The 25,195-nt window shown below is 46.6% G+C and carries 28 protein-coding genes and 1 other annotated feature; of the genes, 8 read left to right on the top strand and 20 right to left on the bottom strand.

Translation table 11 applies throughout. The features are described from left to right. Window positions 1-2: 2 nt before the first annotated feature. Genes M3191_RS11795 through M3191_RS11785 form a run of 3 tightly spaced genes read right to left on the bottom strand, consistent with a single transcriptional unit; the run spans window position 3 to window position 1,854 of the window. Window positions 3-1,004 carry a stage V sporulation protein AD gene (locus M3191_RS11795; RefSeq protein ID WP_251700582.1) on the bottom strand — a complete coding sequence of 334 codons (1,002 nt, stop codon included), beginning with the start codon at window positions 1,002-1,004 and terminating at the stop codon, window positions 3-5. Further along, window positions 998-1,453 carry a stage V sporulation protein AC gene (spoVAC, locus tag M3191_RS11790; protein WP_251700581.1) on the bottom strand — a complete coding sequence of 152 codons (456 nt, stop codon included), beginning with the start codon at window positions 1,451-1,453 and terminating at the stop codon, window positions 998-1,000. Before spoVAC ends, M3191_RS11795 begins: the two co-directional genes overlap by 7 nt. Further along, window positions 1,453-1,854: a YhcN/YlaJ family sporulation lipoprotein gene (locus M3191_RS11785; protein WP_251700580.1), complete on the bottom strand. Its 402-nt coding sequence runs from the start codon at window positions 1,852-1,854 to the stop codon at window positions 1,453-1,455. Before M3191_RS11785 ends, spoVAC begins: the two co-directional genes overlap by 1 nt. A gap of 118 nt (window positions 1,855-1,972) precedes the next feature. Between M3191_RS11785 and M3191_RS11780 the strand changes: the two genes are divergently transcribed. Next, window positions 1,973-2,527: a CotY/CotZ family spore coat protein gene (locus M3191_RS11780; protein WP_251700579.1), complete on the top strand. Its 555-nt coding sequence runs from the start codon at window positions 1,973-1,975 to the stop codon at window positions 2,525-2,527. Between the two features lie 159 nt (window positions 2,528-2,686). Here M3191_RS11780 and M3191_RS11775 read toward each other — a convergent pair whose 3' ends face one another. Both M3191_RS11775 and mgtE read right to left on the bottom strand, forming a co-directional pair. Then, on the bottom strand, window positions 2,687-3,025 hold the full coding sequence (locus M3191_RS11775) for a hypothetical protein (RefSeq protein ID WP_251700578.1): 339 nt from the start codon (window positions 3,023-3,025) through the stop codon (window positions 2,687-2,689). A gap of 111 nt (window positions 3,026-3,136) precedes the next feature. Beyond that, window positions 3,137-4,510 carry a magnesium transporter gene (gene mgtE, locus M3191_RS11770; RefSeq protein WP_251700577.1) on the bottom strand — a complete coding sequence of 458 codons (1,374 nt, stop codon included), beginning with the start codon at window positions 4,508-4,510 and terminating at the stop codon, window positions 3,137-3,139. An 89-nt stretch (window positions 4,511-4,599) separates the two neighbouring features. On the opposite strand from mgtE, the gene prpE reads away from it, so the two are divergent. Next, entirely contained in the window at window positions 4,600-5,340 is a 741-nt protein-coding gene (prpE, locus tag M3191_RS11765) for a bis(5'-nucleosyl)-tetraphosphatase PrpE (protein ID WP_251700576.1), read from the top strand. Here prpE and M3191_RS11760 read toward each other — a convergent pair. From M3191_RS11760 to M3191_RS11745, 4 genes are read right to left on the bottom strand one after another with little or no spacing between them, the layout of a single operon-like run. Continuing rightward, window positions 5,328-6,245: an RluA family pseudouridine synthase gene (locus M3191_RS11760; RefSeq protein WP_251700575.1), complete on the bottom strand. Its 918-nt coding sequence runs from the start codon at window positions 6,243-6,245 to the stop codon at window positions 5,328-5,330. The genes prpE and M3191_RS11760 overlap by 13 nt on opposite strands. A gap of 7 nt (window positions 6,246-6,252) precedes the next feature. Beyond that, window positions 6,253-7,053 (bottom strand): NAD kinase, encoded by an 801-nt coding sequence (locus M3191_RS11755; protein WP_251700574.1) that lies wholly within the window; start codon window positions 7,051-7,053, stop codon window positions 6,253-6,255. Beyond that, a complete protein-coding gene (locus M3191_RS11750) occupies window positions 7,025-7,726 on the bottom strand; it encodes a GTP pyrophosphokinase (protein WP_251700573.1) in 702 nt (233 codons plus the stop codon). Before M3191_RS11750 ends, M3191_RS11755 begins: the two co-directional genes overlap by 29 nt. A 15-nt stretch (window positions 7,727-7,741) precedes the next feature. Beyond that, a complete protein-coding gene (locus tag M3191_RS11745) occupies window positions 7,742-8,134 on the bottom strand; it encodes a hypothetical protein (protein WP_251700572.1) in 393 nt (130 codons plus the stop codon). A 144-nt stretch (window positions 8,135-8,278) separates the two neighbouring features. Here M3191_RS11745 and M3191_RS11740 point away from each other — a divergent pair, with 144 nt between their 5' ends. The 4 genes from M3191_RS11740 (at window position 8,279) to M3191_RS11725 (ending at window position 10,706) form a co-directional block, all read left to right on the top strand. Then, on the top strand, window positions 8,279-8,974 hold the full coding sequence (locus M3191_RS11740) for a lytic transglycosylase domain-containing protein (protein WP_251700571.1): 696 nt from the start codon (window positions 8,279-8,281) through the stop codon (window positions 8,972-8,974). 94 nt (window positions 8,975-9,068) lie between these two features. Further along, window positions 9,069-9,461: a globin gene (locus tag M3191_RS11735; protein WP_251700570.1), complete on the top strand. Its 393-nt coding sequence runs from the start codon at window positions 9,069-9,071 to the stop codon at window positions 9,459-9,461. After that, on the top strand, window positions 9,458-10,264 hold the full coding sequence (locus M3191_RS11730) for a DsbA family protein (protein WP_251700569.1): 807 nt from the start codon (window positions 9,458-9,460) through the stop codon (window positions 10,262-10,264). The genes M3191_RS11735 and M3191_RS11730 overlap by 4 nt, the downstream gene beginning before the upstream one ends. A 79-nt stretch (window positions 10,265-10,343) precedes the next feature. Further along, a complete protein-coding gene (locus M3191_RS11725) occupies window positions 10,344-10,706 on the top strand; it encodes a hypothetical protein (RefSeq protein ID WP_251700568.1) in 363 nt (120 codons plus the stop codon). A 173-nt stretch (window positions 10,707-10,879) separates the two neighbouring features. On the opposite strand, the gene pepF is transcribed toward M3191_RS11725, so the two are convergent. The 5 genes from pepF to M3191_RS11700 all read right to left on the bottom strand — a co-directional run bounded on the left by pepF (window position 10,880) and on the right by M3191_RS11700 (window position 17,098). Further along, window positions 10,880-12,694 carry an oligoendopeptidase F gene (pepF, locus tag M3191_RS11720; RefSeq protein WP_251700567.1) on the bottom strand — a complete coding sequence of 605 codons (1,815 nt, stop codon included), beginning with the start codon at window positions 12,692-12,694 and terminating at the stop codon, window positions 10,880-10,882. A gap of 63 nt (window positions 12,695-12,757) precedes the next feature. Next, window positions 12,758-13,900, bottom strand: a complete 1,143-nt coding sequence (locus tag M3191_RS11715; protein WP_353056525.1) for a competence protein CoiA — start codon at window positions 13,898-13,900, stop codon at window positions 12,758-12,760. A gap of 252 nt (window positions 13,901-14,152) precedes the next feature. Beyond that, a complete protein-coding gene (mecA, locus tag M3191_RS11710) occupies window positions 14,153-14,806 on the bottom strand; it encodes an adaptor protein MecA (RefSeq protein WP_251700565.1) in 654 nt (217 codons plus the stop codon). A 288-nt stretch (window positions 14,807-15,094) separates the two neighbouring features. Then, window positions 15,095-15,493: a transcriptional regulator SpxA gene (gene spxA, locus M3191_RS11705; RefSeq protein ID WP_060206922.1), complete on the bottom strand. Its 399-nt coding sequence runs from the start codon at window positions 15,491-15,493 to the stop codon at window positions 15,095-15,097. Window positions 15,494-15,892: 399 nt separating this feature from the next. Further along, window positions 15,893-17,098, bottom strand: coding sequence for a putative glycoside hydrolase (locus tag M3191_RS11700; RefSeq protein ID WP_435368157.1), 1,206 nt, complete (start codon window positions 17,096-17,098; stop codon window positions 15,893-15,895). Between the two features lie 207 nt (window positions 17,099-17,305). After that, window positions 17,306-17,538 (top strand) — a binding site (T-box leader). Between the two features lie 44 nt (window positions 17,539-17,582). Between M3191_RS11700 and trpS the strand changes: the two genes are divergently transcribed. Further along, window positions 17,583-18,569, top strand: a complete 987-nt coding sequence (gene trpS, locus M3191_RS11695; protein WP_251700564.1) for a tryptophan--tRNA ligase — start codon at window positions 17,583-17,585, stop codon at window positions 18,567-18,569. Here the strand turns inward: trpS and M3191_RS11690 are convergent. The 3 genes from M3191_RS11690 to M3191_RS11680 form a co-directional block, all read right to left on the bottom strand. Next, on the bottom strand, window positions 18,526-18,744 hold the full coding sequence (locus tag M3191_RS11690; RefSeq protein WP_251625362.1) for a hypothetical protein: 219 nt from the start codon (window positions 18,742-18,744) through the stop codon (window positions 18,526-18,528). The genes trpS and M3191_RS11690 overlap by 44 nt on opposite strands. A gap of 91 nt (window positions 18,745-18,835) precedes the next feature. Beyond that, on the bottom strand, window positions 18,836-20,071 hold the full coding sequence (fabF, locus tag M3191_RS11685; protein WP_251700563.1) for a beta-ketoacyl-ACP synthase II: 1,236 nt from the start codon (window positions 20,069-20,071) through the stop codon (window positions 18,836-18,838). Window positions 20,072-20,168: 97 nt separating this feature from the next. Then, window positions 20,169-21,101, bottom strand: coding sequence for a beta-ketoacyl-ACP synthase III (locus M3191_RS11680; protein WP_251700562.1), 933 nt, complete (start codon window positions 21,099-21,101; stop codon window positions 20,169-20,171). 185 nt (window positions 21,102-21,286) lie between these two features. On the opposite strand from M3191_RS11680, the gene M3191_RS11675 reads away from it, so the two are divergent. Continuing rightward, window positions 21,287-21,469, top strand: a complete 183-nt coding sequence (locus M3191_RS11675) for a DUF2929 family protein (RefSeq protein ID WP_251693966.1) — start codon at window positions 21,287-21,289, stop codon at window positions 21,467-21,469. A gap of 259 nt (window positions 21,470-21,728) precedes the next feature. On the opposite strand, the gene M3191_RS11670 is transcribed toward M3191_RS11675, so the two are convergent. The 3 genes from M3191_RS11670 to M3191_RS11660 form a co-directional block, all read right to left on the bottom strand. After that, on the bottom strand, window positions 21,729-23,876 hold the full coding sequence (locus M3191_RS11670) for an ATP-dependent Clp protease ATP-binding subunit (RefSeq protein ID WP_251700561.1): 2,148 nt from the start codon (window positions 23,874-23,876) through the stop codon (window positions 21,729-21,731). A gap of 176 nt (window positions 23,877-24,052) precedes the next feature. Next, window positions 24,053-24,361, bottom strand: a complete 309-nt coding sequence (locus tag M3191_RS11665; RefSeq protein WP_251693964.1) for a metal-sulfur cluster assembly factor — start codon at window positions 24,359-24,361, stop codon at window positions 24,053-24,055. Window positions 24,362-24,411: 50 nt separating this feature from the next. Continuing rightward, window positions 24,412-25,173 carry a prolyl oligopeptidase family serine peptidase gene (locus M3191_RS11660; protein ID WP_251700560.1) on the bottom strand — a complete coding sequence of 254 codons (762 nt, stop codon included), beginning with the start codon at window positions 25,171-25,173 and terminating at the stop codon, window positions 24,412-24,414. Window positions 25,174-25,195 lie beyond the last annotated feature (22 nt).

The following is a 25,195-nucleotide window of genomic DNA, read 5'->3' as shown; positions in this document are numbered from 1 at the left end:
ACTCATTTCATCGTTAATTCGACTGCGTGCGCAATGCACGGAATCGTCTCGCCTTGTTGGAACGACAATGGGGAAAGCAGCGCACCTGTCGCGATCAACAGAACTTTTTTATATTCCTTGTCCTTCATTTTCTGATATACTTCCGAAAAATAAACGGCGGCTGAGCATCCCGCTCCGCTTGCGCCTGCTTTGAAATCCGGATTGTTGCCGTAAAACTCCATACCTGCGTCGCTGAAATTTTCAAACTCCGTAATGCCTTGATTTTTCACGAGCTCTTTAAAAAGTGAAAAACCGACCGTGGCCAAATCCCCGGTCATGATCAAATCATAATCGCTTGCAGAAGCCCCATGGCCCTCCAAATGCCGTTTCAGCGTATCTGCGGCAGCCGGCGCCATTGCGGCTCCCATGTTCAATGGATCAGACATTCCCATATCAATCGCCCTTCCAACCGTCCCGCGTTCTATGGAAGGAAGACCTTTTTGGTATGGCGCAACGGCCGCCGCTCCTGCAGCCGTAACAGTCCATTGGGTTGCGGCGCCTTTTTGTGCGCCATATTCAATTGGATAACGGAACTGCCTTTCGACTGCATTATGCTGGCTCGATGAACCGGCAATGGCCAATTTCGACATTCCCGCCTCTGTCAAAAGGGCTGCTGTGAGCAAAGAAGAGACCGATGTTGCGCATGCTGAAAACATACCGAGATACGGTATCCCGACAGTCGTTGCAAAGAAACTCGATGGGGTCATCTGATTGACAAGATCCCCTGCTACTAAAAAATCAGCATCCGACGGTACCTTATCAATCTTGCTTAACGCGATCATACACGCATCTTCCATCAGTTTTGAATGGCCCTGTTCATTCGTCTTAAGGCCGCACCGTTCATCATCATACGTCTTGTCGAATCCCGCCTGAAAAGCGCTTTTCTTTTCGAGCGGTCCGGCTGTCACACCCGTCGCTACTATGGAAGGAGTCGAAGGAAATGTCAACAGGCCTTTCATTACCATGAAACGACCCCCATCTTCACCAATATGGTCTTAATCAGTGCGACTAAGAAGGCTGAAAAAACGCCAAACACGATAACCGACCCAGCCAGCTTGAAAATATTAGAGCCGACTCCTAATACGAATCCCTCTGTCTTATGTTCGATCGCCGCTGATACGACAGCATTGCCGAAGCCTGTTATTGGGACTGCCCCACCCGCTCCGCCAGCCTGTCCGATTTTCTTATATACTCCAAACCCGGTTAACAGCATGGAAATGAAAATCATCGTTGCCACCGTCGGGTTGCTCGCTGTCCGTTCTGTAAAATCGAAGAAGGTCATATAGAAAAGTGCAATGAACTGGGCGATAAGGCAAATGGTTCCGCCAACGAGAAATGCTTTAATGACATTTTTAAGCAGCGGCGCTTTCGGCGAGATTTCTTGCTCCAGCTTTGCATATTTCTCTTTATCCATTATGTCTCCTCCTCCGCTAGTGATATCAAATGATGGATTTTCTTCTTCAATCCCTTTTCGTCATCTTTTAAAATAAGTTTATTCGTTTCCGTTAAAATCTTGCTATCCGCAGATACGAAGACCGTAAGATCGGGATATTCTTCTTTTAATTTCTTTTCGATCTCCCGGGCAATTCCCCTTTTGTTGAACCTGGAAAAGGTCTTCACGCGTATTCCAATGAGCAAGTGATCGTCATGGAAAAGGGCGGCAACCCCTTTAATGCGATTATCCTTCTTCAACAACTCTTCCGCTTTGCTTGCGTCTTCATCTGTATGATTCTCGAATTTGAAGTCATTCGGAATACATCCGGTCAGTAGAAGAAGTACACAAAGCATCATGATTACTTGACGAATCGTCACCATCCCCTTTTTTTAACAGTATGGTGATCGCACTAGTTTTTTATTCAATCGTGATGTTTGCCCTAGACCTGAGCACTCAAGTGCATAAGGTATAGGGAGTTGAGAAAAGGAGGTGGAATGAATGGGATGTGGAAGAAATGAAGAAGTCAGTGATGTACGGCGCCAAGATAATTGCATTTGTGAGGTTGTTCGTGCCATTAAGCGCGTGCAGGATATTCGCGATGATCTTGATTGTGACGATTGCAGAACTGATTGTTTCCTGACTCCGCTCGGTAGCCTTGTAAGCCCTGCTAGACAACGAGCCAATACGCGCGTCTTTATGCTATTGGACGAAAAAGGTAATCCATTCAAAGCAATGTTCAAGAGAAGAAGAAGGTTCGAAGATGGTGAGAACGCAACCTCCGAACAAGGTCGAAGAGACTGTACGACATGTTTCTCGATTTTCTTCAGAGTTCAAAACGTATTCGACAATTGCTGCGCAACAATCCAAGTCCTCGAACCGCGTGATGCCAGAGGTAGAAAAGTCGACTTGTTCAAAGGCGGCAAGCTGGATCTCGACGCAATTTGCGAAGTCGAAAACTTCGAAGCGACAGGCACTTGCGTAACTGTTGATCTAAAATGCTTCTGTGCTATCCAATGCGTAAAAGACGTTTTCATCGATTGTGACGAAGATTGATTGAATAACCTGTGATGCTGACTCTGCCTGGTCGAACTCCGACCTGGCAGTTTTTCGTTTTTATGCAAATAATGGAGCCCTTGATGGAAAAACTGAGCCCATGTATCATCTCCAGCCATATAAAAACAAGGCGGACCGATATTCCGGTCCGCCTTGTTTTCATGATCTCGTGTCAAATGGCTGCCCGCGCCATAAGACTTCTTCTATCTTTGCTATTTCTACTTCGGTGATCATGTCATCGGATTCGATCCACACAATACTATCCTCTACTTTGTGAATTGCGCCTTTGACGATAGTCCCATCTACTCTGAATTGTAGAGGTGTATATGCCTGCTTCTGGAACGGTTCGCTCAAATAGCGTAACTTGTTCATAACGGCGGGGTTGGCAACTTGGCTTGCCGTTTGAACGGATGGCATGATGTCGATCGTCTCCCTCGCCGATAGATCGTTCGGGTTGAAGACGGAGGTGCTTTCTTCCTCTAAAACGGTCATCTTCACAAAGACGGGAGGCCCCTGCACAAATATCAACGGTTCATTGTAGGAAATGTTGATTCCCCCTTTTGTCCGTAGTATATGCGCCTATCGGGAATGAAGTTCTCTTCCCCGACTTTACAGGCTGCTGATGAACATTGTCGCCAATCCAAGATAAATGATAATGCTGATGACGTCGTTCAGCGTCGTGATGAACGGGCCTGATGCTACGGCCGGGTCGATCTTCATCCGGTGCATGAACAACGGAATGAACGATCCCGAAATTGTCGCGACAAAGATGGAAACGAAAATCGCCGCACCGACGAGTAATGCGATGATGAATTCATGCTTCCAAATGAATATGAGGCCGACGACAAAAATCGCGCAAACGAGCCCGGTTATAAGGCCGGTGCCTGCTTCCCGCAATAACAACTTGAACTTGCTTTCATCCTCGACATCACGAGTCGCGATACCGCGAACTGCTACAGCAAGCGCTTGCGTTCCGCTATTACCGGCGGTTCCGGCAATCAATGGGATAAATGCTGCCAGTAGAGCGACTTGCGAAATCGTATCCGTGAATAAGTCGATTAGATTTGCCGTCAGCATGCCTAGCACTAACAGGATGATCAGCCATGGGATTCTTTTCTTTGCTGCTTCAAACGAAGTTTTGTCAAAAGAGTCCATGTTGGATACGGCAGCAAGTTTGGAATAGTCATCGGATGCTTCTTCATCTAAAACGTCGATAACGTCATCGACTGTAATGATTCCCAGCATATGCTGCTGGAAATCGACGACTGGGACCGCTAACAAGTTATAGTCCTGGGTCATCCTTGCAACGTCTTCCTGGTCATCCGAGACGAGGACGCTGACGACACGTTCATTCATAATTGATTGGATTAACGTATCTTCATCCGTAATGATCAGGTCACGAAGTGAAACGACTCCAGTCAGACGGTTATCTTCATCTACTACGAAAACATAATAGATTGTTTCGGCAGATGGAGCTTCATTTCGCAAGATTGTCATTGCGGAGCGCACCGTCGAATTTTGCGGAACCGAAACGTATTCCGTCGTCATGATCGAACCGGCGGTATACTCTTCGTAATGCAAGAGGGATTTGATCTGTGCAGCCGCTTCTTTGTTCATTAACGTCAAATAGCTGGCAATCTGTGCCTTATCAAGTTCTTTCAGGACATCTACCGCATTGTCGACGAACATTTGGGAAATCATTTCGGCGGCATATGTCGTGTCCATCTCCTGAAGGAACTGCTTGTATTCATCTTCATCGATCTCACTTGTCTCGAATATTTCCGCCAACTCTTTCGGTGAGAGGAAGAAATACATCGTCTTTCGATGACCCGGCTCCACCTTCTCATAGAAAACAGCTCGGTCATATGGGTGAAGCATTAAATATTCATCACGGAATGTTTTAATATCTTGCTGTTCCAATGAATTTATCAGTTTTTCTTCGTCGATAATACTTTCATCACGAAGTTCTTCATTTACAGTCATGGCTGCACCTTCCTTTCCACTCCGACATGCATGAATACATTGCAATAGGTATGATAATGAGTAAAACAATCACTAAAAGGAGAATTGATATGAAACTGGATATAATTGGTGACATACACGGATGCTTTGACGAATTGCTTTCGCTCATCGATAAGCTCGGGTATACCCTTACATCAGGATTGCCGCTCCATGAAGATGGAAGACAGCTCGCTTTTGTGGGCGACGCGATGGACCGGGGCCCGTCATCGTTGAAAACGCTGGAGTTCATGTTCAAACTGCAAGACAATCATAAACTCATCTATTCCCCCGGCAACCATTGCAATAAACTTTACCGCCTCGCAAAAGGCAGCAACGTCCAAAAGAAAAACGGACTTGAAACGACAGTGGCGGAATTGAATGCCCTGCAGCCAAAGGGAAAAATGCGTTTCTTGGATCGGTACAGGCAATTCTATGAAGCTTTGCCGCTATATGAAAATCTGGACAACGGAAAACTAATTATCGCACACGCCGGAATCCGTGAACAGATGATCGGAGAACCTTTTTCAAATAAAATACAGTCGTTCGTCCTCTACGGCGATACGACCGGTGAAACGCTACCCGACGGCAGACCTGTCAGAAGGGATTGGGCAAAAAAATATTCCGGGGACGCCTGGATTGTCTACGGACATACGCCGGTCAAGGAAGCAAGATTCGTAAACCGGACCGTCAATATCGATACAGGATGCGTGTTCGGCGGCAAGCTGACCGCTGTCCGCTATCCGGAAATGGAGATCGTCTCCGTCCCTTCCAAGCAACCGTTCATTCCAGAGAAATTCACTTATTTTGATTGATCCGAACCGGTCTTCAATTGTTTCAAGTCCGCAGGCAATTCGCTCATGAACGTCATTGGCTCATTTGTCAACGGATGTCGGAAGCCTATGCAAGCGCAATGCAATGCCTGTCTTCCAAGCAACCCACGGCTCCCCCCATATAAGTCATCGCCTGTAAGCGGGTGGCCGAGCCATTGCAAATGGACACGTATTTGATGGGTCCGCCCTGTATGCAGCTTCAAAGATACGGACGTGAGCTGAACGCCATCCAGTTCAAAGCGGCCGAGCACCTGGACATCGGTCCTCGCATATTGGCCATCTTGCCGGACCGTCCTTTCAATGATGCTGCCATCTTTCCGTCCGAGCGGCTGTTCAATGATGAAGGCATCCTTCTTTACATACCCTTCCACGAACGCAATATAACTGCGCTCAAAACCGATCTTCTGCATCTGTTCACTGAGCAGATGATGGATATGCCGGTTCTTCGCCAAGCAAACGAGGCCCGACGTATCGGTATCCAACCTTGTCACGACATGAACGGTCGACGGGACATGCTCGGCTTCGAACTTTCCAGCAACGAAATTGGCGACCGTCCCGTTCGGCTGATCGCGTGACGGGATTGTCCCTTGGCCAGCTGGTTTATCGATGATTAGAATCGCTTCATCTTCATAAACAATTACCAGACTGCCAGTTTCGGGAACAAGACCGACGCTCGGTTCTTCCGGAGGGAATTCAACCGTTACGGAATCCCCTTCCTTCAACATATGCCTCACCGTCTGCTCCGATCCGTTTACGAGCAGCCGTCCGCCATCATATTTGACTGCCGTTAATGTCCGTTTCGAGATTCCTCTTCCGTGCAGGAACTCCCGAAGCAAAATCCGATCTTGCTCGACAATGAACTCAAGGGTGAACTTCTTTTCATTCATGGTCGCTTCACTCATCACTTGCGATGAAGGAATCGTGGACCCTCGTCCAGAATGGGAACGGACGGAATCTTCCGAAACGCACCTTTTCATCCGCCACTTTATACTCGATCGACTTCACGTCTTTATGCAACAGCTGCAAATGATCGATCGTCACCATGAAATCCGGTCCCTTGACCGGCGTCAGCACGCAGCTATGATGTGCAGGCAGGATAAGCGGTGATCCGACCGTCCGGAACACACGGTTGTTGATCGAAGCCATTTCGGTCAGTTGGATGGCGTGCAAGGATGGGTGGATAATCGCGCCGCCGAGAGCTTTATTATAGGCGGTCGAGCCCGATGGCGTTGACATGCATAGTCCATCCCCGCGGAATCTTTCAAAATGCACACCGTTTAATTCCACGTCCATGACGAGCGTCACTTCAGGGGATTTAACCGTTGATTCATTGAGCGCAAGATACTTTGCTGCCTTTTCGGAATGACGGTAATTGATGACCACTTCAAGAAGGGGGTATTCGATGACGTTATATTCCTTCCGCGCAATTGACAGAACAAGTTTTTCCATCTCTTCGGGCTTCCAATCGGCGTAGAATCCGAGATGCCCGGTATGGATGCCGATGAAAGCTGTATTTTTCAGGCGATGGATATATTTATGGAAGGCGTGCAGCAGCGTGCCGTCTCCACCTATCGATAAAACGATATCAGGTTCGTCTTCATCAAAGACAAGTCCGAAATCGGTCAAATAATCCCGAGCCTCATCTTTCAATCGATTCGACAATGGATCATTTCTCGTCTGTATCGCGAATTTCATAATAGCCCCCCCTTTTCCGTTTCTTGTCGCTGTAGTCCCTATCGGCGGTTTCTTTGAATGCGCTGAAGTATTGCTGGGCGTCATGGATTTCATCGCGGATGAGCGACATCTCTTCATCCAACCTGAAAGCGGCTTCCGCAGCCCTTTCCAGTCGATGCCTGATGACGTTCGGCAGTTCGCCTTGATATTTGTAGTTCAAGGAATGCTCGATTGAGGCCCAGAAGTTCATTGCCAACGTACGGATCTGAATTTCTGCTAAAATCGACTTCTCCCCATGGATCGTCTGGACTGGATACTCGATGATCATATGGTAGGACCGGTATCCGCTCGGCTTCTTATGTGAAATATAGTCCCTTTCCTCAACGACTTGCATGTCAGTCCGCTGCCGCAATGTATGGACAACTTTTCCGATGTCATCGACGAACTGGCACATGATGCGGAGGCCCGCAATGTCCGGTAGTTCTTCCGCCAACTCCGCTGAAGGTTTGAATGGGATTCCCTTTTCAAGGGTTTTATCATAGATGCTCGCGAGCGGTTTCACTCGTCCCGTCACGAATTCTACGGGCATATGGACACCCTCGAGTTCGTATTGCGCACGAAGCCCCTTCAATTTCACCTTCAATTCGGAAACAGCCTGTTTATATGGTTCAAGAAATTGCTTCCACTCCTTCATGAGTAGCCCTCCAAACTATTGATTGATGTTTTGGAGGAAGGCCTCGAATTCCTGCTCCACTGCAGTCGTGAATGCCTCTCCATAATTGTCGTTTCCTTCGATATTATAGACGAGCATCGTCAGCTCCTCTATAAAGCCGGGCAACGGAATCTTTTCGTCGTTCCACAAAAGGTGCGGGTCGTTACCGGTTTTTAATGCCCTTTCCATGTACGGCCACGTATCTTTCGGGAAATGTATGTATGTATACCCTTCAACTTCATCCATTAGATAGACAAATGCATGTTCTTCTGAATCGGTTATCATTTTCTTTGCAGGAGTTCCAGTCGGACGGTCAGCTTCCGCGTCCAATACAAACAGGATTTCGTTGTTGTTCTCTTGCCCTTTTAGCACTCGGTTCTTGATTCGCATAGGTCTTCTTCCTTTCAATGATCTTACGTTCAGTCTACCATATGCAAGCTGTTGGTGCAGTCTGTAGCATGCGTTTTTATCCCGAACTTGCTATACTTGATACAGTAGCAACTTTAGATAGTCCTAAAGAAGGGGAGTAGCAAAATGGATGCACGCGCAATTCGTACAGTAATGGATATCCAGGCGATGCAGACACTAGGTTCGGTGCAAACTTTCGCGAACGGGCAGGAGTCAACTTCCTCCTTATTCAGCATGATGATAAATGATGTATTGACTGGCATGACGAGCGGCGCTCCACGACCGGAGACCCTTCCATTTCAATCTTTCGGCATGTTAGGTGGAATTCAGTCGATGAACAACCTCCAGTATTCAGGTCCGAACAATGTGTATTTGCCCTCAGGCCTCCATTCAGCTGTTTTTGCTTCCCGGCCGACGGGCAGTGAAAGTTCAGTCTTGAATAATGACTATGGTGATTTCATTCAGCGAGCCGCGGACACATACCGCTTGCCCGTGAACCTGATTTCGTCCGTCATCAAACAGGAATCGAACTTCAACAGCACAGCAGTCAGCGGCGCGGGTGCGATGGGCTTGATGCAACTGATGCCAGGCACTGCCAAACTGCTCGGTGTAAAGGATGGGTTCGATCCGGAGCAAAATATAATGGGTGGAGCCAAGTACTTACGACAAATGCTTGATCAGTTTGGCAATGTCGAGATGGCATTAGCCGCATATAATGCAGGTCCCGGAAACGTCAGAAAATATGGCGGGATACCGCCTTTCAAGGAAACTGAACAATATGTTTCCAAAGTGCTAAACTTCTATAATCGCATTGAAATCTGACAACATTTCACTATGCTAGAAGGCATTATGTTTGTGAAAGAATTGTTTCGTTGTTAAAATGTCCATACAGTCAGAACAAAGGAGATTGGCATACATGACACGAAAACCTTTGATCCCTTACGAGGAAATCGGTGCTGAAAAATTATCGGAACTCATCGATCGTTTTTATGAAAAAGTGGCTGTCCACCCGGACTTATATCCGATTTTCCCTGAAGATCTGACGGAAACAGCACGCAAGCAGAAACAATTTCAAACACAATATTTAGGCGGACCGAATTTATTCACGGAAGAGCACGGCCATCCGATGATGAAAGCGCGTCATATGCCTTTTGCGATAACTCCTGCACGTGCAACAGCATGGCTCGCTTGTATGGCGGAAGCTATGGACGATGTAGGCTTGGAAGGACCTTTGCGGGAAGTGTATTATCATAGGCTCGCCATGACCGCGAACCATATGGTGAATCGAAGCGAGGGGGATGAGCAGTGAACAGGGAAACTCTGCTGGAAAGCAGCGCCACTTCTTCAGCCTCCTTGTCAAAGCCCATTGAAATATACGTCTTCGTTGATCCGTTATGCATGAACAGCTGGGCACTCCAGCCATTGCTAAGGAGATTACAAGTTGAATACGAACGTTTTTTCACACTGAAGATCGTTCTACGCACTTCTTTGACGAAGACAAACTCATGTTGCTTCATCAATATGGACGATGCGAAGGCGTGTACTAAAAACCATCCTGCATTTCCGAGCATCGCCTTGAAAGCGGCGGAGTTCCAAGGTAAGCGCGCAGCTTTCCGTTTTCTATCCAAGCTGTTCGAGTACACATATTTGAAGAAGAGGAACGTCCTCTCCTTTTCAGTGCTTGTTGAAATAGCGGAAAACCTCGGATTGGATGTCGATGAATTCATCCTCGATTTCTCATCGCATCATGTGCTGCGTTCCTTGCAGGTCGATTTGCATTTGGCGAATGAAATGGAAGTTGAAGACGCACCTTCCTTCGTTTTCTTCAATGAAAATATTGAAGATGAAGGGTTGAAGGTGAACGGTTTACATTCCTACGATATATACGAACAGATTTTGGAAGAGATGGTCGGTTATGAGATTACACCAGATGCCCCGCCGACATTGGATGAATTGTTCCAGCGTTTCGATTCACTTTCCACAAATGAAATCGCTGAAATTTACAACATCCCGGAAAAAGCCGCCGAGCGCGAATTGAAAAAGCAGCTTCTTCTCCAAAAGATTGAAAGGCTGCCACTTACAAACATGACATTATGGCGTAAGCGCCGTTGAATTTAAAAGCAGATTGCATGGTCTTCGAATCCCATGCAATCTGCTTTTTTCTATATAGATCTATGTAAAGAGGTTCGCTTTGGACGCCGAGCGGCTTGCTTTGGACGCCAGGCGCCTCGCTTTGGACGCCGAGTCGCTTGCTTTGGACGCGGAGAGGCTCGCTTTGGACGCCAAGCGCCTAGCTTTGGACGCCGAGTCGCTCGCTTTGGACGCGGAGAGGCTCGCTTTGGACGCGGAGCAACATTTTTATTTAACAAAAGAAAAGAGCATCCACTCTTGGGGGAGAGGGATGCTCTTTTACAAAGGGAATGGGAGAAATGTTCACGTTCAAACAAAAGGGGTGTATGTTTGGTATGTGATTTATTTCACATCTATAACTTATCATAAAATAATAGTAACATCAACATTTCACAATAAGTTTCACATGTCTGTCACAAATTAATTACGAATTAAACCCTATACCTAAAGACTTCCACCCTCTTAATATACCGATTCCGCATTCAAACTTTCGAATGTAAGCGCTTTACACATTACTATACTAATATAACCCCTAAACATCCGAACAGAAAAAACCTGACATAAGCGCTATAAACGCTTAGTCAGGTCATTTTTCACTTATCCAAGCAATTCTTCCAGCTCAGCCAACCTTTCGGCAAACACCTTGCACGCCTCTTCGATCGGTTGCGAGCTCGTCATATCGACACCCGCCTTTTTCAAAACTTCGATCGGATAATCGGATGATCCGGCTTTCAGGAAATGATTGATGTAACGGTCGACAGCTGGCTGCCCTTCCGACAAGATCTGATGGCTGAGCGCAACCGCGGCACTGAAGCCTGTTGCATATTGATACACATAATAATTGTAGTAGAAGTGAGGGATGCGCGCCCACTCAAGAGCGATTTCCTTATCCTCTTCCACAGCATCTCCAAAATACTTCTTATTCAATGCGGCATATTCCTCTGACAATTTGTCAGCTGTCAAAGCGACGCCTTGTTGATCGAGCTGATGGATAAGATGCTCGAACTCAGCAAACATCGTTTGGCGGAATACCGTTCCACGGAAGCCTTCAAGCCAATGGTTCAGTAAGTAAATGCGTTTCTGCTTATCGTCGATCGTTTTCAATAAATGATCGTTTAGAATCGCTTCATTCACCGTAGATGCAACTTCAGCGACAAAAATGGAATAACCGCTGTAGTTGACAGGCTGATTCTTCCTTGAATAGTAGCTATGCACACTGTGACCGAACTCATGGGCCAATGTGAACATATTGTTGACGTTGTCCTGCCAATTCATAAGGATATATGGGTTTGTGCCATAGGATCCTGATGAGTAAGCGCCTGAACGCTTCCCTTTATTTTCACGGACATCCACCCAACGGTTTTCAAGTCCTTCCTTGACGATTGAAGTGTATTCTTCGCCAAGCGGATGAAAGCTTTCGAGCATCGTTTGTGTAGCTTCCTCATAAGGAATCTTCATTTCCACGTCTTTTACCAGCGGTGCAAACATGTCCCACATATGGAGTTCATTCAGACCAAGGACCTTTTTGCGCAACGCGACATAGCGATGATGCAATCCTAGATTTTTATTGATTGTATTGACGAGATTATCATACACTTGCTCTGGAATGTGGTTGTTTGATAAAGCCGCTTCCCGCGCAGATGAGTACTTGCGGATGCGTGCATTGACGTTATTACGTTTTACATTTCCGCTCAATGTGGAGGCGAATGTGTTTTTGAATTCGCCGTATTTGCCGTACATCGCTTTAAATGCGTCTTCACGTACACGAGCATCTTTGCTCTCGAGGAAACGGATATACCGTCCGTGTGACAATTCAGCCTCTTCCCCATCTTCGTCTTTCACCATCGGAAAAGTCAAATCAGCATTGTTCAACATGCTGAATGTTTCCGACGAGCTGCCCGTCACTTCGCCCATCTGTGCCAGGATCGCTTCCTGTTCGGCGGGAAGGGTATGCGCGCGATAAGCGTTCATTTCTTCGAACTCATGCTTATACAATTTTAAGTTATCGTTGTTTTCTACGAGACTGTTCAATTCCTCTTCAGGGATGGACAGCAACTCAGGCGTGAGGTATGAAAGCGCTGTTGAAATTTTGACGTACAATGTTTTCGCACGGCTTTCCATCGCTTGATAGAAACTGTTCGTCGTATCCTGATCGGCTTTCAAATGTGCATACGTATACAGTTTCCCCATTCTTTGATAGATCGTATCCCGATAGGAAAGCGCTTCGAACAATGCATCGGCACCCTGGTCCAACGTGCCTTTGAATGATTCAGCCTTCCTAGAAAGCTCTTCAATTTCCTTGAACTCCTGCTCCCACGCTTCATCGGTCGGGAAAATATCCTCGAGACGCCACGTTTCTTCAACTTTCACTTGATCGCGCGTCAATACTTTGTTTTTCGTTTCAATCGTCATTCAAAATCCTCCCCGTCATCTTTCTTCGTAAAACGAATCATTTTCATTCTCTCAATTTCGCCCCTACTTTGCAAGGAATCTTTCTGAAATGACTTGCAAAACAACATTTTCAACCAAGTCTGTCTTCTGCGTAATTGAGTCGATACCGTAACGGCTCAAGAAATTGATGTAATACTCGCATGCCATCACTCTCCCTTTATAATCCCCGCTAAAACTCCGGACAAAACGTTCAATTGAATATGGCGCTACATCCCAATATGGTATCTCATTTCGTTTTAGGAAGTGCACAAGCCGGAACTGCCATTCAACGTCCGGTTCACGAAATGCGGAATTTCCCTGAACGGGCACACCAATCCATGGCGGCAGTTGGGTCGGAAGCATTTTCATTTCATAGCAGCTTCTTAAGAATGAGTCTTTAATGCCCTTTCTATTCAATACGATCCGGTTCTGCAGTTCTTTCTGACGAAGTGTTTCATAAAGATTGGCGTATTGTCTTACTTCAGTCTCGGTGGGTGACTTCGGGCGCGCGAAAGGGAAAAATTGAAATTGGAGAGGAAGAATGCGATGCATTCCGATGTACCGTTGTCCGGCTACATGCAGCAGACTGCTGAAATAGTGAAATGTTTGATTGTGGGGATTAAATGTGAGAAGAAGGTGGTCATTAGGAGATCTACGGACGATGAACCACTCTTGAAACTTGGAGAACTGAAACATGCCAACACCTTCCGGAAGGGTTGTGAATTTTGCCGGGGTATGCAAAATCCAGATAGGGTCCATGCCTGCTTTGCGATATCCTTCCGTCCGTTCTTCCAGAAGAGAGATGGGTATGGTGCTGCATTGAAACTCGATTGGATAGCTCTTACCACCAGTTTTAACAAGAAGGTCAGGACGCTGTGAAATCCTGTCAAGCATTGGTTCCAATTCGACTTCCTGTTTGCCAGTTAATAGAAACTGGTACAATAGCCGCTTGCCGTTCAAGTGCCGCTGGGACTCCCCTTCGGAAAACGATCTGCTGCAAGCTGTGTCTTTCCGATGCGCAAAATGCGGAATGACGATGTCGCCGACTTTCAACTGGACAGGCCCTTTGCACTGCGGGCAATAAAACGTACGGGTCTGCCGCCACCTTCGCAGCTCATGCCGTTCCAGTTCCGGGGATAAAATAATCATTTTCCCTTCATCTGAACAAGCTGTTAAAATAGCGCTCACTCCTTTCTATTGTATTGTAAGGAATGGGGCTTCTTATTTCAAATATTATGAATTTCGCGGTTTTTGAGTACTTTGCACGGTTTATGCGTGATTATAGGGTTTTATGCGTGAATAAATTAATTTATGAGGTTTTCTGACGAGTTATGCGTTTTTAGAGGGTTTTATGCGTGAGTTTTCGATTTTATGCGTGATTGATTGATAATAAAAAAACTGTTCCCCAATATCATTCAGGGAACAGTGTGTATGTTAATATTAGCCGAAGTATTTTTTCACAGTATCCAATACGTCAGATTCCATAATGACTTTGCCGTACTCTTCTAGGCGGTGGATCGTCACTTGGGATAAGGAGCCGTATTCTGAAATGAGGCTGCAGAAATCGGATTTATCGTCATCATCCATTTTCGATTCATCATAAATTACGTATAGATAGAATTTATTTTCAAACGAATAGAGAGATGATTCAACTGCGTATGGGGGAATGATATTTGACAGCGGAATGAGGTTTTCGAACTCTTCAAAGACGAACATATCGGACGTCCATACAACAGGATCATCGTTCAATTCATTCATAAGCTGTTCGGAATCGGCAAATATGCTGGGATCCGGTTCGAACGTCTTTCGGGCATCATCCATGCTTAGCTGGGCATCCGATTCGTCGCTGTCCGTTATCTGCGCCCGCGTCACGGTTACTTCAATTCCGTTATTCATCGCATGGACTTGTATCCATAATGGACCTTCCACTTCGAATTCGGTCTCATCGTTGATTTCGTCCATCATCTCCCAGAAGAGCTCCTCGCTTTTGTCGCGATTGTACCAAACTTCTTCCCGTGTAAAGCCTCGTTCCTCAATGTCGATATACGATAAGTAGAACTTTACGGTATTATCATTGATTCGCTCTATTTCCATCCCTTTTCTCTCCCTTCCTTACGAACAGGCTTATGCCTATTTCGTTATTTTTGCAATAAACCTGCAATGCTTATACTTATCATATGACCACCCCGAAGGTTTTGAAAGGGTTATCCTCAGGTGGACCGATAATAATCAATTACGTCTCGTCATAATTCAGTTGAATTTTGCTGAATTATGTTACTAGCATTGTAGAGAATATCAGCATGATAAGCAAGGGGAAATTAAAAAGCTGATAGGATTGGCAGGATGCCTGTCAACTCCCTATCAGCTATATTATGTCTACTATTAGTTTACCATACGCCGCGCTTCAAGAAGCTGATAGGCCCTTACTTTCCGAGGTAGGAAGCGTCTAATTTCATCTTCATTATACCCTACCTGAAGCCTTTTTTCATCTAGGATGATTGGTCTTCTTAATAGGCCCGGATGTTCTTGAATCAATTCATATAAGCGTTGCAGTGGAAGGCTTTCCACGTCTACATTCAATTTTTGGAAAATCTTGGAGCGCGTCGAGATGATTTCATCTGTTCCATCTTCTGTCATCCGCAAAATTTGTTTGATTTCGTCGATATTCAACGGTTCAGAGAAAATATTACGTTCAGAGTACGGAATTTCGTGCTCTTCCAACCATGCCTTTGCTTTTCTACATGATGTGCAACTTGGTGAGGTAAATAATGTAACTCCCATTCGCTGACACTTCCTTTCAGTCGGCTAACTATCTTATATTTAGAAAAATTAAATTAGAATTATTTTAAAGTAATAAGCTTAACTCCTATTATACACATATTCATTCTCAATGAATACACTTTTTCACAAAAAAGTGGAACAGATGGTTTAGTTGTCACAATTCCGCAATATTATAGGGTTTACAGCTCCTTCGACTATGTACTTTAACACTTCTTTACTGTTATACCCGGTGGAAGAAAAGTTTAAACATCAATGACTGAAATTATTCTTTTCTCATTTAGAATTCTTCGAATGAAAAATATCACTCCACAACTAGTAGTACGGCATAGAAGCCTGAAAAGTTTCAATATACATCAAAAAAACTCCGGAAACCTTTTACCTCAGGCTCCCGGAAGAAGATTAGGGCGTGTAGTCTACGCCCTCTGTATATTTATTCCTCGCATTCCATAAAAGGAACTCATCAATGCCATTTTCTTTCAATGCTTTGATTTGCGCTTCGACCTCTTCTTTCCCATAGCGAAGATAATTCCCACTCCCAAGCCACGGTGCACTGAAATCCTGCAGCCAAGGACGGGAAACTGGCGGATTATCAAGCGCACCCAGCTTGGCATTCTCCACCTTCGCATATTCCGCTACAAGGCGGTAAGGTTCAAGATCAGGCTTCGCAATACCAAAATAAGATGTCCAATGGCTCGGATAAATCATCGAGGAAATGACATCTACATTCTCGGAAATCTTGGAGAAGTTCTGCCCAATGCCAGGCGCTTCGGGCAATGTAGCCGCGTAGCCGAAAATATCAACCGAAACGTCCACGTCATAAGGTTTCAACTGCTCTCGTGCATATGCCACGAAATCCGTCACCGCTTCGACTCTGCGCTGAACCGGATCTAGGTCTGACTCTTTATAGTCATCCATCGAGTATTTCAACGTTTCATGCCGTTTTTCGAATCCTTCCGGAAATCGGACATAATCGAACTGGATTTCCTTGAATCCCATCTTCGCCGCCTCAATCGCGATGTCGACGTTATGATCCCATACTTCCTTCATAAACGGATTGACGAAGAACTCGCCCCTGCCGTTCTTCCACACTTTATCGCCATCCATGAATGACAATTCGGGGCGTTGCTCCGCGAGAACGCTATCTTTGAACACGACAATTCTTGCGATTGGATAGACCTTCCGCTCCTCAAGCGTCTCTAACATCTTCCTCGGATCTTTTATGTATGGTTGCCCAATGCCCATTTTGAATAACGGCGAACCCTCTTGCGGCTTATATGTTAAATAACCGAAGTCGTCTTTAATGTCGATGACCATCGCATTCAAGTCCGTCGAATCAATCAACTTCAGTAATCTCTCGAACGCGGATCCCCCCGCCGAATGCCCCGTCACGTAAACACCCCGCACTGCGTCAGGATAGTCAAATACGAGTCCCGAATCATACGTATATAATTTCGAGCTGGCAACGATCCCCTCGTCTATCTCTTCAAAACCATATGTACGTTCAGCAAATTCAATAGCGGACTTTGTCTCACCCGCTTGGACCGCCAGTGGCATAGCCAATGCACTCGCAAGCATTAACGAGCAACCCCATTTCATTTTTTTCATCTGACACATCCTCTCTCTTTCACTCATTCTATCAAAGCAAAAAATATATGAATAGGCAAAGTCATCTATTCCCTTGATTTCCTATCGAAAAACCTGTTTCTTTGTCGAATCATCCATAGAAAGCTAGCGATCGCATATAGTAAAGAACCGATTAGATTTTTTATTTGCTTTATTCTTCAAGCCGTATTATACTTTTGACAACTATTACGAAAAGCGAAGACGGAAAGAGTATTCTTGTCGCGGCATTGAAGAGAGCCTGTGGTTGGTGCGAACAGGCATGACGGACGAGAGGAATTGGGTTCCCGAGCTTGATTGGCGAAAAAGATGTTCATTCATCATCCAGTAGCCTTTCACGTGTCCCCGCGTTAAGGGGTTTGAGTGGCCAGCTTGCAGGCTGATTCGGGTGGTACCACGGTTGATTCACATCAGTCGTCCCTTTTTTAGGGATGGCTGATGTTTTTTTATTTTCAGAGGAGGAATTTTGATGAAAACAATTTTTTCGGGCGTTCAGCCCACAGGGACAGTGACATTAGGGAACTACATCGGGGCATTTAAGCAATTTACGGAGCTGCAGCACGAATACGACTGCCGATTCTGCATCGTCGACCAGCACGCAATCACCGTACAGCAAGATCCGGCTGAATTGGCGAAGACGATCCGTTCGCTCGCTGCCATCTATATCGCCAGCGGCATCGATCCGGAGAAGTCGCTCCTGTTCATCCAATCGGAAGTGCCAGCGCATGCCCAAGCCGGATGGATGATGCAATGCATCTCCTATATCGGAGAGCTTGAGCGGATGACCCAGTTCAAAGACAAATCCGACGGGAAAGAAGGCGTATCTGCCGGACTTCTCACATACCCGCCTTTGATGGCTGCGGATATTCTCATTTACAATACCGACATCGTGCCAGTCGGAGATGACCAAAAACAGCATGTCGAATTGACAAGGGACTTGGCAGAGCGCTTCAATAGACGCTACGGCGAAGTGCTCACCATCCCGGAAGTGCGCATACCGAATAATGGCGCGCGCATCAAATCATTGCAAGACCCATTAAAGAAAATGAGCAAGTCCGATCCGAATAAAAAAGGGACGATTTCGCTATTGGATACGCCGAAGGAAATTGAAAAGAAAATCAAAAGTGCAGTGACTGATTCGGATGGCATCGTGAAATTCGACGTAGAGAACAAGCCGGGTGTTTCGAACCTCTTGACAATTGAATCGGCATTAAGCGGCATCTCGATTGCCGATCTTGAATCGAAATACGAAGGGCTTGGCTATGGCGCATTCAAAACGGGTGTCGCTGAGGCTGTGATCGGACACCTTACGCCGATTCAAGAACGCTATGAAGAGCTTCTCAACTCTTCTGAGCTTGATGTCCATCTTGATCGCGGAGCCGAGAAAGCGAATGCAATTGCGTCCGCAACGCTTAAAAAAATGGAGTCTGCGATGGGGCTCGGAAGAAGACGGTAATGGCAAGGAGTATGACTGCCATGACGAAAAGCGTGAAGTCGGCCGTTTGGATAATGAACAGCAGGATCTGCTTCCAGCTATAGCCGAGCGATAGATAATTAAAATAGAAGATCATATGTGTAGTCGTAATGACTATGAGTCCGTAACTGATGAGGAAGAAGAAGATACGTGTCATCTATACATCGCCCTTTTGCTTTTCTTCCATTGTATGAATGAAAGCTCCCCATTTAGAAGAATCCTAAATGGGGAGCTTTTTATCTATACGATCATATTTTCTTGAATACGAGTGAAGCGTTGTGTCCCCCGAAGCCGAGGGAGTTGCTCATCGCATACTGGATGTCCGCTTTCCTAGCTTTATTGACGACATAGTCGAGATCGCATTCAGGGTCTTCATTCACGTAATTCATTGTAGGTGGAAGAATCCCTTCCTGCAATGCCTTCACCGTGAAGATTGCTTCCAATCCTCCGGCAGCGCCGAGCAGATGTCCCGTCATCGATTTCGTCGAACTCATTGCTAGCTTATATGCATGTTCTCCGAAGACCGTTTTCGCTGCAAGCGTTTCGAACAGGTCGTTATACGGCGTGCTCGTTCCGTGTGCATTGATGTAATCGATTTTGTCCGGGCTAATTTCCGCTTCATCGATTGCTTGACGCATTGCGCGTGCTCCGCCTTCACCTTCAGGAGCTGGAGCGGTGATATGGTGGGCGTCTCCTGTTGAACCGTACCCGACGATTTCCGCATAGATTTTGGCGCCGCGTTTCACTGCATGCTCGTATTCCTCTAGAATGAGGATACCCGCGCCTTCACCGATGACAAAGCCATCCCTTTCCTTATCAAATGGACGTGAAGCTGTTGCCGGATCCGGATTCAGTGACAATGCTGTATTTGCACAGAAGCCTGCTACTGCCATCGTCGTGATCGGAGCTTCTGCACCACCCGTGATCATGACGTCTGCATCTCCGCGTTTAATGACTTCGAATGCGTCACCGATTGAATTCGTACCCGATGCACAAGCAGTCACTGTACATGAGTTGATGCCTTTCGCGCCCAGATGGATTGACACTTGGCCTGAAGCCATGTCAGGAATCATCATTGGAACGAAGAACGGGCTGACCCGGCGGTATCCTTTTTCTTGGAACGTCTTGAACTGCTGCTCATGTGTTTCCATGCCACCGATGCCTGAACCGATCCAAACACCTGTACGCAATCCCGTCTCTTCATCCAATTCAAGATTCGCATCTTTCATTGCCATGATGGATGCTGCGAGCGCATAGTGCGTGAAGCGGTCCATCTTCCGCGCATCTTTCCGCGGGATGTATTCTTCGATGTCGAAATCTTTCACTTCCGCAGCAACTTTTACCGGGAATTGTTCACTGTCCAGTCTTGTGAGCGGGCCGATTCCGGACTTTCCGTTCAATACCGCTTCCCAAGATTCTTCTGCGGAATTTCCTACTGGAGAAACTGCTCCAACTCCTGTAATGACTACACGACGTCTTTCCATTATTGAAAACTCCCCTTCATTTTTACAAATTTAATTACTAATACTGCTTCGTTCAAGAGTGTATCTCTAATTTACTTTATTATATAGTAATCTGAAGTTATTTTCCCCATTTAATGCAGAGCGCACCCCATGTTAGACCTCCGCCGAATCCGACTAGAACAATGATATCATCATCTTTCACGCGGCCTTCCTGCAGGTCGTCGTATAATGAAATCGGAATGGATGCCGCCGAAGTGTTTCCATATTTATGGACAGACTTGGACATTTTCTCAATCGGCAAACCGAGCCGTTCGCGCGATGCCTCCATAATACGGATATTCGCTTGGTGTGGAATCAAATAATCGACATCATTCGTCGTCAAACCCGCCTTTTCCGTAACACTTACGGCTGATTCGCCCATTTGACGAACTGCAAACTTGAACACTTCACGTCCGTTCATATGGAGGTACTTATCTTGGTATAGGTGTTTGCCTCCGGTACCATCGGCTCCTAATTCAAAGGATAGGATTCCCCGGCCTTCGCTCACTTTACCGACTACCGCCGCACCGGCACCGTCCCCGAAAAGGACTGCCGTGTTGCGGTCTTCCCAATCCGTGATTTTTGACAACTTCTCTACCCCGACGACGAGTACATGTTCATACGTTCCTGCCTCAACGAAATGCTTAGCCGTTACAACCCCGTACATGAATCCTGCACATGCCGCTGACACATCCATCGCGGCTGCATTTTTCGCGCCTAATCGCTCTTGGATCATAGTCGCAACGGATGGGAAAGGACGATCCGGCGTCACCGTAGCAACGATGATCATTCCGATGTCTTCCGGGTGGAGGCCCGAATTTTCAATAGCACTTACCGCCGCTTCATACGCCATATCGGACGTATTGGTATTATCATCGGCGATGCGCCTTTCTTCAATGCCGGTGCGCGTACGGATCCATTCGTCCGTCGTATCGATGCGCTGTTCAAGATCATGGTTTGTGACAACTTGCGAAGGAACAAATTTCCCTATGCCGATCAATCCTGCATTCATCTTACATACCCCGTTCCTTATCATCTATTATTAGTACCTGGTGTTAATTATAGAAGATTACAGACTGTTTTTCAATATGTCGACACGATTTCGCCAAAGAATATATCGATAAGGCATAATTTTGTTTATAGATGGGACGTGCTATGGTATGATTACGAGGAAATAGTTACGATGAGGTGAATTCGATGAAATACATCATGGCATTTGTTTGGTCTTTTCTACTTGTAACGATGGTTAACTATGTAGCAGGTTCAATCGCCGGTATGGCTTTCGACTTCAGAGCGGGACTTGTCGCTTCGATCGTCTTGGCAGTCATCATCCTTTGCATCACTGCAATCACTCCTGACGGGGAAGTCGCAGATTATTGACCATCCGTAAAGCCGTTCACTTCAGTGTGGATGGTTTTTTTATTTGCATGGCTTTGAGCGCGGAAGATACTTCTTTGAGCGCGGGAGCTACGTCTTTGAGCGCAGAAGCTGCATCTTTGAGCGCGAGAGACGTTTCTTTGAGCGCGGAAGCTGCTTCTTTGAGCGCGAGAGACGTTTATTGAGCGCGAGAACCCGCTCTCTGGCGCGATTCAAAAAAAAGCCTTGGACACCGAATCCGAATCGGCATCCAAGGCTTATATTAATTCTTATCAATCTGCAACTTTCCATCTTCCATACGCAGCACCAACTTCTCATCATCTCTCAATTCGCCTTTGATGATTTCCTTCGCGACAGCTGTTTCGACGTGGCGTTGGATGAAACGTTTCAACGGTCTCGCGCCAAACTCTGCGTCCGTACCTCCCCGGACAATCCAGTCAACAACGTCGTCACTGTATTCCAACTCGACTTCCTGTTCATCCAGCCTCTTCACTAGGTTCTCAAGCAACTTCTTGGCAATCAAACGGAACGAGTCGCCTGACAATGAATGGAAGATGATAATGTCGTCCATCCGGTTCAGCAGCTCCGGTTTGAAATGGCCGCGCAGTTCCGCCATGACCAAATCCTCGGCGGCATGCTCATCAGAATCGAACTGGCCTTGCAGCAAGTATGCGGATCCGATATTGGACGTCATGATGACGACCGTGTTCGTGAAGTTGACGAGTCGTCCCTGGCTATCCGTTATGCGGCCGTCGTCCAAAATTTGAAGCAATATATTTGCGACATCAGGATGCGCCTTCTCGATTTCATCCAGAAGAACGACTGAGTACGGATTGCGGCGCACCGCTTCCGTCAGCTGTCCACCCTCTTCGTAGCCGATATAGCCTGGAGGCGCCCCGACGAGCCGGGACACGCTATGCTTCTCCATATATTCGGACATGTCGATCCTGATGAAATGGTCCTCCGAATCAAATAACGTTGCAGCGAGCGTTTTCGCAAGCTCCGTCTTCCCTACCCCGGTCGGACCGAGGAACAGGAATGATCCGATCGGCTTGTCAGGATCCTTAATACCCGCACGTGCGCGCCACACCGCTTCCGTAACGAGCTGGACGGCATCATCCTGACCGATTACCCTTTCTTCCAGCGTCTCACGAAGACGGAGCAATTTCTCCCGCTCCCCTTCGACGAGCTTCGTAACAGGGATGCCCGTCCAGCGAGCGACGATTATCGCGATTTCATCCTCCGTCACTTCCTCCCGAAGCAATCGGCTATCGGAGTTAGTGACAAGTAACGCTTCCAATTCATGAAGCTGTTTCTCAAGCTCAGGAATCTTGCCATATTGGAGTTCAGCCGCTTTATTCAAATCAAAACGGTTCTGTGCGTCCTCCAACTCACGGCGGTACCGGTCAAGCTTTTCCCGCTTTTCCTGGATGCCGCGCAGCGCTTCTTTCTCTTTGTTCCACTGTTCCCGCATGCCAGCGGAAGAATCTTTCAGCTCCTGCAACTCGGCACGGAGCGCTTCAAGACGCGTCTGGCTGATCGCGTCCGTCTCTTTCCTCAATGCCTGCTCCTCGATTTCAAGCTGCATGATCCGGCGTGTGACCGAGTCGAGTTCTTGAGGCATTGAGTCGATTTCCGTACGGATCATTGCACTCGCTTCATCCATTAGATCGATTGCCTTGTCCGGCATGAACCGTTCAGTCAAATAGCGGTCCGATAATGTGGCGGCAGCAACCAATGCGCGGTCATGGATGCGAACTCCATGATGTAGCTCAAAACGTTCTTTCAAGCCGCGCAGGATGGAAATCGTATCTTCCACGGAAGGTTCACGGACGAGCACTTGCTGGAAGCGGCGTTCCAATGCAGGGTCCTTCTCGATATACATTCTATATTCGTCAAGCGTTGTCGCCCCGATGCAATACAGCTCTCCACGCGCAAGCATAGGCTTCAACATATTGCCCGCATCCATCGCGCCTTCCGTCTTCCCCGCGCCCACAATCGTATGGATTTCGTCGATGAAAAGGATGATCTCCCCATCACTTTCCTTCACTTGTTTCAATACGCCTTTCAACCGTTCTTCGAATTCCCCGCGGTATTTCGCGCCGGCGATGAGCGAGCTCATATCGAGTTCGTAAATCTGCTTATCCTTCAAACCTTCCGGCACGTCGCCTTTGACGATCCGTTGGGCAAGCCCTTCAACAATCGCCGTCTTCCCGACTCCAGGTTCCCCGATAAGTACAGGATTGTTTTTCGTTTTTCTCGATAAAATTCGAATGACATTCCGGATTTCTTCATCCCGCCCAATTACCGGGTCCATTTTGCCGTTCTTCACATCTTCAACGAGATTTCGGCCAAATTGTTCAAGTGGTGTACGTTGGTCTTCTTGTACGCCATCCATTCTCATATGCATTCACCTCATAAGTTTGACTTTGACTATCTTTGATTAATTAAATTATATGCTTTTTATTCCAACAAGTAAAGCATTCCGCATGCTTAATTTTCCCTGTACCGATGGGAATAAACACAACAAAAAAAGGCTGCCTGACATAAGTCAAACAACCTTTTTCTTGTTCAAGCAACGTATTATTATCGTACGCCGAGCGCCATTTTCGCATAGCGTGACATCTTATCCCTTGACCATGGCGGGTTCCAAATAATATTGACGTCCGCGTCCTTCACTTCAGGCAATTCCATCAGTTCCTGTTTAATGTTGGAAACGATTTGCGGCCCCATCGGACAACCCATTGAAGTCAATGTCATTGTCACTTTGGCAGTGCCTTCTTCATCAAGCTCCGCATCATAAACAAGCCCCAAATTGACGATATCAATTCCGAGCTCGGGATCGATCACGTTTTCCAGAGCACCCATCAAGCTGCCCTTCATATCATCATTCATTGAAATTCCCCTTTCCGAATCTGTTCTCCCTCCATCATAGCAAGGATACCCTATTCATTCAAATAAGATGCGAACCAATCAGCGGCACGCAGCATGCCAGTTCTTGAAACGGCGTGTCCAGCCGTCGGGTCCGTCATGAACTCGAATTGCTCGGAAGCAACCGCATAATCCTTCTTCGCTGCGTTATAGAAATTGAATGTCGGTTCAAACGGGACAGTCGCATCATTTTTACCGTGCCAGAAGAAGACGGGACGATTATTGAGCTTTTTCCTTTGTTTCGTCAAATCAAAAATGGCGAGTGTATCAAGCAAAGATTTCCGTTCTTCATCTGTGATCGGCAATTTGAAGCCGCGCCGTTCAAACTGGGACATCTGCGCTTTCGCAAGTTCGACATATCCTGGTGCACCCATCATGACTGCCGCGACATCGATCCACGGATAAGCGGTCAAGCAGCCGAGCGTCGTAATGCCGCCCATCGAAGTCCCACCCATGCCGATTTTGGAGACGCCTCTATCTTGCAACTCCTTATGAAGGACATCCATTTCCTCAATCGACGTCAGGACGATCTCCCAAAAACGCAGACTCAACTGGACTTCATCCAACCCTTCATCCCGCGAGCCATGCAGATGGGCATCGGGCAACAGGACGCGAAATCCATTCTTTGCAATATTATATGCGTAATGCAAATTATGCTCTTTGGCACTTGTGAAGCCGTGCAAGAAGATAACTGTTGGTATATTGCTATTTTCGTGTCGTTCATCCACAATATGTAATAATGGTATATTGCTCCACTTTTCTTCTTTTACTATCATGCAAACACCTTCTGTACTTTTT

Origin of the sequence: Sporosarcina luteola (genome assembly GCF_023715535.1) — a bacterium.
Lineage (GTDB): Bacteria > Bacillota > Bacilli > Bacillales_A > Planococcaceae > Sporosarcina > Sporosarcina luteola_B.
Note: the sequence above shows the minus strand (reverse complement) of the source record. Positions and strands in the feature narration are given on the sequence as shown.